We start from the raw sequence: 6,000 nt of genomic DNA on the forward strand, positions 1-6,000 counted from the left end.
ATGTTGATTGGACTGCTCCTATCCAACGAGGTGGCGCTCCATCCGGCGGGGCCCGGCGCGGCCGGGACTGGTCGGGAGTGGCCGCACGGGCCGGGAGGGCCGGTCGACGACGGCGGGACGTCGCGCCGTCGTCGACCGTTACCCGTTGCTTACCCACCGGACAGCGGAGCGGGTTATGCTTGAGGTGGACCGTCCTTCAGGGCGTCCCGGCTCAGCAGGGGGCATAAGCAGGGCGATTGTGCCCTCACGCCATAAGGCCCGCAAGTGCTCAACCAGCCATTCAATCCCCTCCCCCTCGATGAACTCACCGCAGTCTTCGCGCGCATCAAAGGCCTGCTCCTGACCGAGGATAAGGTAGACCGCGCCCTACAGCTGCTTGTCCAGGCCGTCCGGGATGCCATTCCGGGATCCGCCGGCGCCGGCATCTCACTGTTCGACGAGCAAGGGCGCGGAAGCAGCACCGCGTCGACAGCACAGCTCGTGGGGGAGGCGGACGCCGCCCAGCACGACTTGGGTCAGGGCCCGTGTGTCGAGGCCTGGACGGCAGGGACACCCGTGCTGGTCCACGACGCCGCAGCGGATGACCGGTGGCCGCTCTGGAGCGAGGCTGTCGCGTCGCTGCCCGTCCGCTCCGTCGTCAGCACGCCGCTGGCCGCCGCCAGCGGACCCATCGGAACGTTGAAAATCTACGCAGTCCTGCCGGCAGCCTATACCGCCGCCACCGTGCTGCTGCTCGAGAAATTCGCGGTGCCCGCTGCGACCCTGATCGCCCATGTTCAAAGCTCCGAGACGCCCCGGCACCTCAGCGGCCCGCTCAAAGGAGCCCTCTACGGCCGGGACAACACCAACCGTGCGTGCGGGATCCTGATGGAACGCCATGGGCTGTCGGCGGAGCAGGCCCTGAGGGAGTTGCTCCGCCGCGCCCGGGCTGACGGAACACCGCTGTCCGTGGTGTGCTCCGGGCTTGTCGATGGTGCACAGCTGCCCGCCGGCAGCTGAAACCCGCGCCGGGGCGCGAGCCCGGCCGGCGTCAGCGCTTCTTGGTCATCTCCCCGCTGAGGGTCAGCTGCTCCGCCACGTCGTGCAGCTTGATATTCAGCTCCGAGCTGGCCCGGGAGAGCAGCAGGAACGCCTCCTGGGCCGTGATCTTGAAGCGCTCCATCAGGATTCCTTTGGCCTGCCCGATCAGGTCCCGGGTGTCCAGCGCCTGGGTGAGCTGGCTGACCTGCTTGCTGCCGGCGACGGCGACGGCGGCGTGGGCCGCCACCAGTGCCCCGATCCGCTCGGATTCGGCGTCGAAGGCGCCCGCTTCGCTCCCGAACAGATTCAAAGCTCCAAGGTGGGCGCCGTCCACAAAGAGCTGGAAGGAGAGCATGCTCCGCGCTCCAAGCTTGAACGCCGCCCGCGAGAAATCCGGCCAGCGCTGGTCCGAGCTCAGGTCCGGAACGCGGACAATCAGCTCTTCATAGGAAGCGTCCAGGCACGGCCCCTGCCCGGTTTCGCTTTGGAGGGCATCCACCCGGCGCGGCAGATCACTGGAAGCAGCCCGCGAGTCGATCGTCCGGCGGCCCGTGACAAGGCTGACCGAGGCGGCGGCCACATGCGGAACCAGTTCCAACGCGGCGTGCACGATCCCGGCCAGCACGGTGTCAGGGTTTTCCTCGTGCTGGAGTTCCCGGGCAATGTCACCCAGCCGGGTGGCAAGGGCGTCCGCGGTGATCGGCTCCTCGGTCTGGACGTCCCGTCCCCGGTCACCGATGTCCGCCGAATTTGGCACCATCATGGCGCACCCTTTCCACCTGGTTTAGTCACGGTTCTCCTTCGAAATATACCCCCGCGAACGCCACCGGAACCGGGCCCGAAGCAAATATCTGGCGGGGCGGTCTCCAGGTATCAACGTGGCCGTGTGAGACTGGGGCATCGGACTCAATCGAGACTGGCACCTCCCTGCAAAGCAAGCCCTCCAAGGAGCAGTAGACATGAACAGTCCAGAGCAGAGTTCCCCCGCCCTCCCCCAGATCCACGAGGAAAGCCAGGGCCGGCCCGACCTGAGCAGCCTGCACGTCCGCGAGGACGTGGCCATCACTGGACTATGCGGCAACGTCCACCTGCCGACCGGCCGGACCTGTGATGTGCCCGAGCGTCACGAGGGATCCTGCCGCTTCGTCGGTCCCGAGGACGCGGAAAACCTGGCAGTGCACTAAGCGCCGTGGCGGCAGGGCGGTTGGGGCTGGTTGCCGGCCAAGCACCGCGCGTACGCTCGCGGTGTGGACATTGTTGATTTCCTGTCTGAGCGGATCACAGAGGACGAGGCCGTGGCGCGGACCCTCCTCGGCGACCGGACAGTTTCGCAATCCGGCGCCTGGTACGAACAACGCCTGCTGCTCGAGTGCGAAGCCAAGCGGCGACTGATCCGCGTCGTGGAATCCGCCCGCCAGGCGGCCCTCGCGTCACTGGTCAGCGACACGGCCCAGGACGCCGGCTGGATCCCGCAATCACTTGAATGGCTTGAGCAGTCGCTGAACGCCCTGGCCCTGCCCTATTACGACCACCCGGACTTCGATCAGGACTGGCTCCGCACCTAGGGGCCCGGCGCTGCCCTTTTTCCAAGTAATGCCAAAGGTCCGTGTGCAAGAGACAGTTGCGGGCCTAAGCTATGAGCGGGGGGCGTTCAGTAGCGTAGACGCTTAAGGGAGGCCACTATGTTCAGCCACGTCCGCCGTCCGGGATCATCACGGGAACCAGTGCGTGCAGCCGCGGGGGCTCACCGGAATGCTGGGACCGCCGCGCCACCGCCGAAAATGACGTCGAGGTTCCGGCGACTCGTGGTCGGCCTCGCAGCGCTGACCCTGGCCGTGGCCGGAGGCCTTGTCGCGGCAGCCCCCTCAACCGGCGCCGAGCAGGAACAACGCTACATCGTGGTGCTCAAGGACGGCGTTGTTGACGCCGGCGCAGCGGCCGCGACACAACAGAGCAGCTATGGCCTTTCCGTTTCCACGGTCTACCGGGCCGCCGTGAGCGGGTACGCCGCCACTATGACGGCATCCGTCGCGGCCCGCCTCGCTGCTGACCCCGGCGTTGACTTCGTCACTCTTGCCCGGGCCTTCGAGGAGCCCCGGGCCCCCGGGCCGGGCACCCAGGTGGAACCGCTCTGGTGGCTGAGGATCGGCGGCTCTGCCTCTGCGGCCACGGACTCCGACGCAGGCGCGGATCCCGTAGGCGTCAACGTGGCCGTGATTGACAGCGGCATCGACGGTAGCCATCCCGACCTCAACGTGCGCGGCGGCATCGACTGCTCCACCGGGTCGCCGGTCAAGGTGGACCCCACGGATGACGTTGGACACGGGACCTTTGTGGCCGGGGTCATCGGAGCGAAGGACAACAACGAGGGCGTGATCGGCGCGGCACCGGGAACCCCGCTGTGGTCCGTTCGCGTAGTTGACGACGCCGGCGTGATCACGGAGGACATGCTCATCTGCGCCATCGACTGGGTAACGGCGACGCGCAAGGACGAGGACCCGAAGAACGACATTGAGGTGGCCAACATCAGCATCGGCGGTCCGGGTGCCGATACCGCCGACTGCGGCAAGGGCACGGATCCGATGCACTACGCCATCTGCCGCTCGGTGAAGGCCGGAGTCGTGTACGCCGTCGCCGCCGGAAACTCCGGTGAGGACATCGCCGGCACGGTCCCTGCCACGTACGACGAGGTGCTGACCGCCACGGCGATGGCAGACTTCGACGGAAAACCTGACGGCCTCGGGGCCCCGGTATGCGGGGCCGAGGACTGGTCTGGCGTGGGGCAGCTGGATGACCGTCCGGCGTTCTTCTCCAACTACGCCAGCAAGGCCAGGGACAAGGCCCACACCATTGCCGGCCCAGGGGTCTGTGTGACCTCCACCGCGCCGGGCGGCTATTCCGTGGCCCACGGAACCAGCTTTGCCAGCCCTGCTGTCGCCGGCTCCGTGGCGCTGTGCATCGGTTTAGGGGAGTGTGAGGGTTCGGGCGAGGATGTGATGTCCCAGTTCCTGGACATCACATCCTCGTACAACCAGAAACACCGCGACTTCGGCTTCGAGGGCGACCCACTGCGCCCGATCGATGGGCACTACTACGGTTATCTGACCCAGATCGCACGGTACTGAACCGGGTCGCGGCCACGGGCCAAGAGGCGCCAGCCCGCTAGGAACCGGGCCAGAACCGCCGCCACCACCGGCGGCGAATCCGGTCCGGTTCCAGCTGCGCTTCAAGTTCAGCGACGACGGCGGCACGGACCGCGCGGCGTTCCGCCCAGAGTCGCACCTCGGACTCGACGTCGCGGGTCTTGGTGACGACCGGCGGACCGCCCTGCAGCTGCCGCCTGGCATCGATCACGCGGGCGTTGAAGTCTTCCAGCAGCTGGCGGACCTGCGTTTCGGAGTGCTGCTCGTCGATCCGGTCATCGAGCCCGGCGTCCTCGGTGCGGAGCAGGATGGCCTTGGGACCCATCCCGGTGATGTTTTCGCGTTCCATCAGGCCCTTGACCCACCAGTCGGGGTCGTACTTCTCCCCCAGCCCGGGGATGGGTTTTCCGGCGTATTTTAGATGGTCGAATTTGCCCTGCGCCATGGCGTCGCGGATCAGGTACTCAGCTCTGGCGGCATCGTCGAATTTTGCGCGCAGCTCCCTTTCCTTCTCGTCGGCGGCGGCCAGTTCCTCCTCTTCCTGGACCGTCATTCCGCTCACCCGGAAGGAGCGAAGTTCCGCCGCACGCTCCACCCGGCGCCGGAACGACCCGTTTGACCCGCCTCCCATGGATTCCCCTTCCTGTCAGCGCGGCTATACGCCTGCTTCCAGTATGCGAATCAAAGCCCCGGCGGCCAAGGACGGAAGGTCGAGGACGGACGGCCCGCTGCGCACCGGCAAGCACGCACGGTGATAGCCCGTGGAGTCCCGGGATGTCAGCGCAGACTCATTTCCGGCCTCGATCAGGTGGCTTCCCGCCAGGGAGGGCTGCGATGGGGCAGGGGTGCCGAACCGGTCTGGAGGGATCCGGAGCCTTGGGCGAGTCGCCGGCCACGGAAGTACCCTGCGGCGGTGAACGCGAGAACCGCCACGTAGGCCCCGGCACGGCGCAAGCCCTCGGGGTCCCGCCCCCTGCTCCAATCCGCCAGAGCGGAAACGACCGCCCGCGGCAAGACGCTGCGCACGTACCGCCGCTCGGGGCCGAGGGCCCTCTTATGGCCCACCACCTGGCTGACCTGGGCTTTGGAAATGCCCTCCGACCAGGAACGCTCCAGCATGTAGCGGAAGGTCCCCCGATGGACCGGGACGTGGTGACGCACCATGGCTGCCGGCTCGTACACGACGCGCGACCCCGGGGAGCCAATCGCAGCGCGGATGCAGATTTCGGTTTCTTCGCATCCCAGCGGTTTCGTGCCTTGGCGTCCGAGGGCGAGATTGAATCCGCCAACCTGCTGGAGCACCTGAAGCCGGAAGGACATGTTGGCGCCGATGACATTGCGCACTTCGGATGCCACCTTCGGCATGCCGCGGTGGCTGCAGCCGACGATCCAGTCAAGTTCCGGGCCGAAATGACCGGGCCGGCCGCCTTCCCAGACAGGATCGACCTTTCCGCCGACGGCCAGTACGTCGGAATCGTCGTAGAGGGCCGTTAGCTTTTCGAGCCAGTCCGGAGCCGCCACGGCGTCGTCGTCCAAGAACGCCACAATGTCGGAGGTGGCCAGCCCTACACCCGTGTTACGGGCTCCGGAGAGCCCTTGAAGTCCCGAGCTCTCCACCAGTGTTACGTCCTGCACGGCGGCCACCAGCCTCTTGTACAGGTCCTCATTGTGGTCCACCACAACTATCACTTGTTTGGGCCGGAGCGTCTGGGCGTGGACGGAGTCGATGACGTCCATCAGTAGGTCCCAGCGCTGCTCGGTATAGGAGCAGATAACCACCGACGCGGATGGCCGGAAATTGAAGTCGAGCACTTTAGGCTCCTTTCGCCATGGTGAT

At 66.8% G+C, this 6,000-nt stretch carries 7 protein-coding genes; 4 read left to right on the top strand and 3 right to left on the bottom strand.

Annotated elements, in window-relative coordinates:
- Positions 1–264 precede the first annotated feature (264 nt).
- Entirely contained in the window at positions 265–999 is a 735-nt protein-coding gene (locus QK291_RS14265) for a GAF and ANTAR domain-containing protein (RefSeq protein ID WP_282383034.1), read from the top strand.
- A gap of 31 nt (positions 1,000–1,030) precedes the next feature.
- On the opposite strand, the gene QK291_RS14270 is transcribed toward QK291_RS14265, so the two are convergent.
- A complete protein-coding gene (locus QK291_RS14270) occupies positions 1,031–1,783 on the bottom strand; it encodes a GAF and ANTAR domain-containing protein (RefSeq protein WP_282383037.1) in 753 nt (250 codons plus the stop codon).
- Between the two features lie 196 nt (positions 1,784–1,979).
- On the opposite strand from QK291_RS14270, the gene QK291_RS14275 reads away from it, so the two are divergent.
- From QK291_RS14275 to QK291_RS14285, 3 genes are all read left to right on the top strand, one after another.
- Entirely contained in the window at positions 1,980–2,204 is a 225-nt protein-coding gene (locus QK291_RS14275; protein WP_282383040.1) for a hypothetical protein, read from the top strand.
- A 63-nt stretch (positions 2,205–2,267) separates the two neighbouring features.
- Positions 2,268–2,585 carry a DUF6221 family protein gene (locus QK291_RS14280; protein ID WP_282383043.1) on the top strand — a complete coding sequence of 106 codons (318 nt, stop codon included), beginning with the start codon at positions 2,268–2,270 and terminating at the stop codon, positions 2,583–2,585.
- 240 nt (positions 2,586–2,825) lie between these two features.
- Positions 2,826–4,145 carry a S8 family serine peptidase gene (locus tag QK291_RS14285; RefSeq protein ID WP_282383045.1) on the top strand — a complete coding sequence of 440 codons (1,320 nt, stop codon included), beginning with the start codon at positions 2,826–2,828 and terminating at the stop codon, positions 4,143–4,145.
- A 37-nt stretch (positions 4,146–4,182) separates the two neighbouring features.
- On the opposite strand, the gene QK291_RS14290 is transcribed toward QK291_RS14285, so the two are convergent.
- Together QK291_RS14290 and QK291_RS14295 are read right to left on the bottom strand one after the other, a co-directional pair.
- On the bottom strand, positions 4,183–4,794 hold the full coding sequence (locus QK291_RS14290; RefSeq protein WP_282383048.1) for a DUF1992 domain-containing protein: 612 nt from the start codon (positions 4,792–4,794) through the stop codon (positions 4,183–4,185).
- A 173-nt stretch (positions 4,795–4,967) separates the two neighbouring features.
- The gene (locus QK291_RS14295; protein WP_282383053.1) at positions 4,968–5,975 is read right to left on the bottom strand and encodes a glycosyltransferase family 2 protein; all 1,008 of its coding nucleotides are present in this window, start codon (positions 5,973–5,975) and stop codon (positions 4,968–4,970) included.
- Between the last annotated feature and the right edge of the window lie 25 nt (positions 5,976–6,000).

The organism is Arthrobacter sp. AL12 (genome assembly GCF_029960645.1).
Classification (GTDB): Bacteria; Actinomycetota; Actinomycetes; order Actinomycetales; family Micrococcaceae; genus Arthrobacter.

Excerpts from the sequence above, each read along its gene's own strand:
- QK291_RS14270 (WP_282383037.1), bottom strand. The coding sequence starts at position 1,783 with ATGATGGTGCCAAATTCGGCGGACATCGGTGACCGGGGACGGGACGTC.
- QK291_RS14275 (WP_282383040.1), top strand. The coding sequence starts at position 1,980 with ATGAACAGTCCAGAGCAGAGTTCCCCCGCCCTCCCCCAGATCCACGAG.
- QK291_RS14290 (WP_282383048.1), bottom strand. The coding sequence starts at position 4,794 with ATGGGAGGCGGGTCAAACGGGTCGTTCCGGCGCCGGGTGGAGCGTGCG.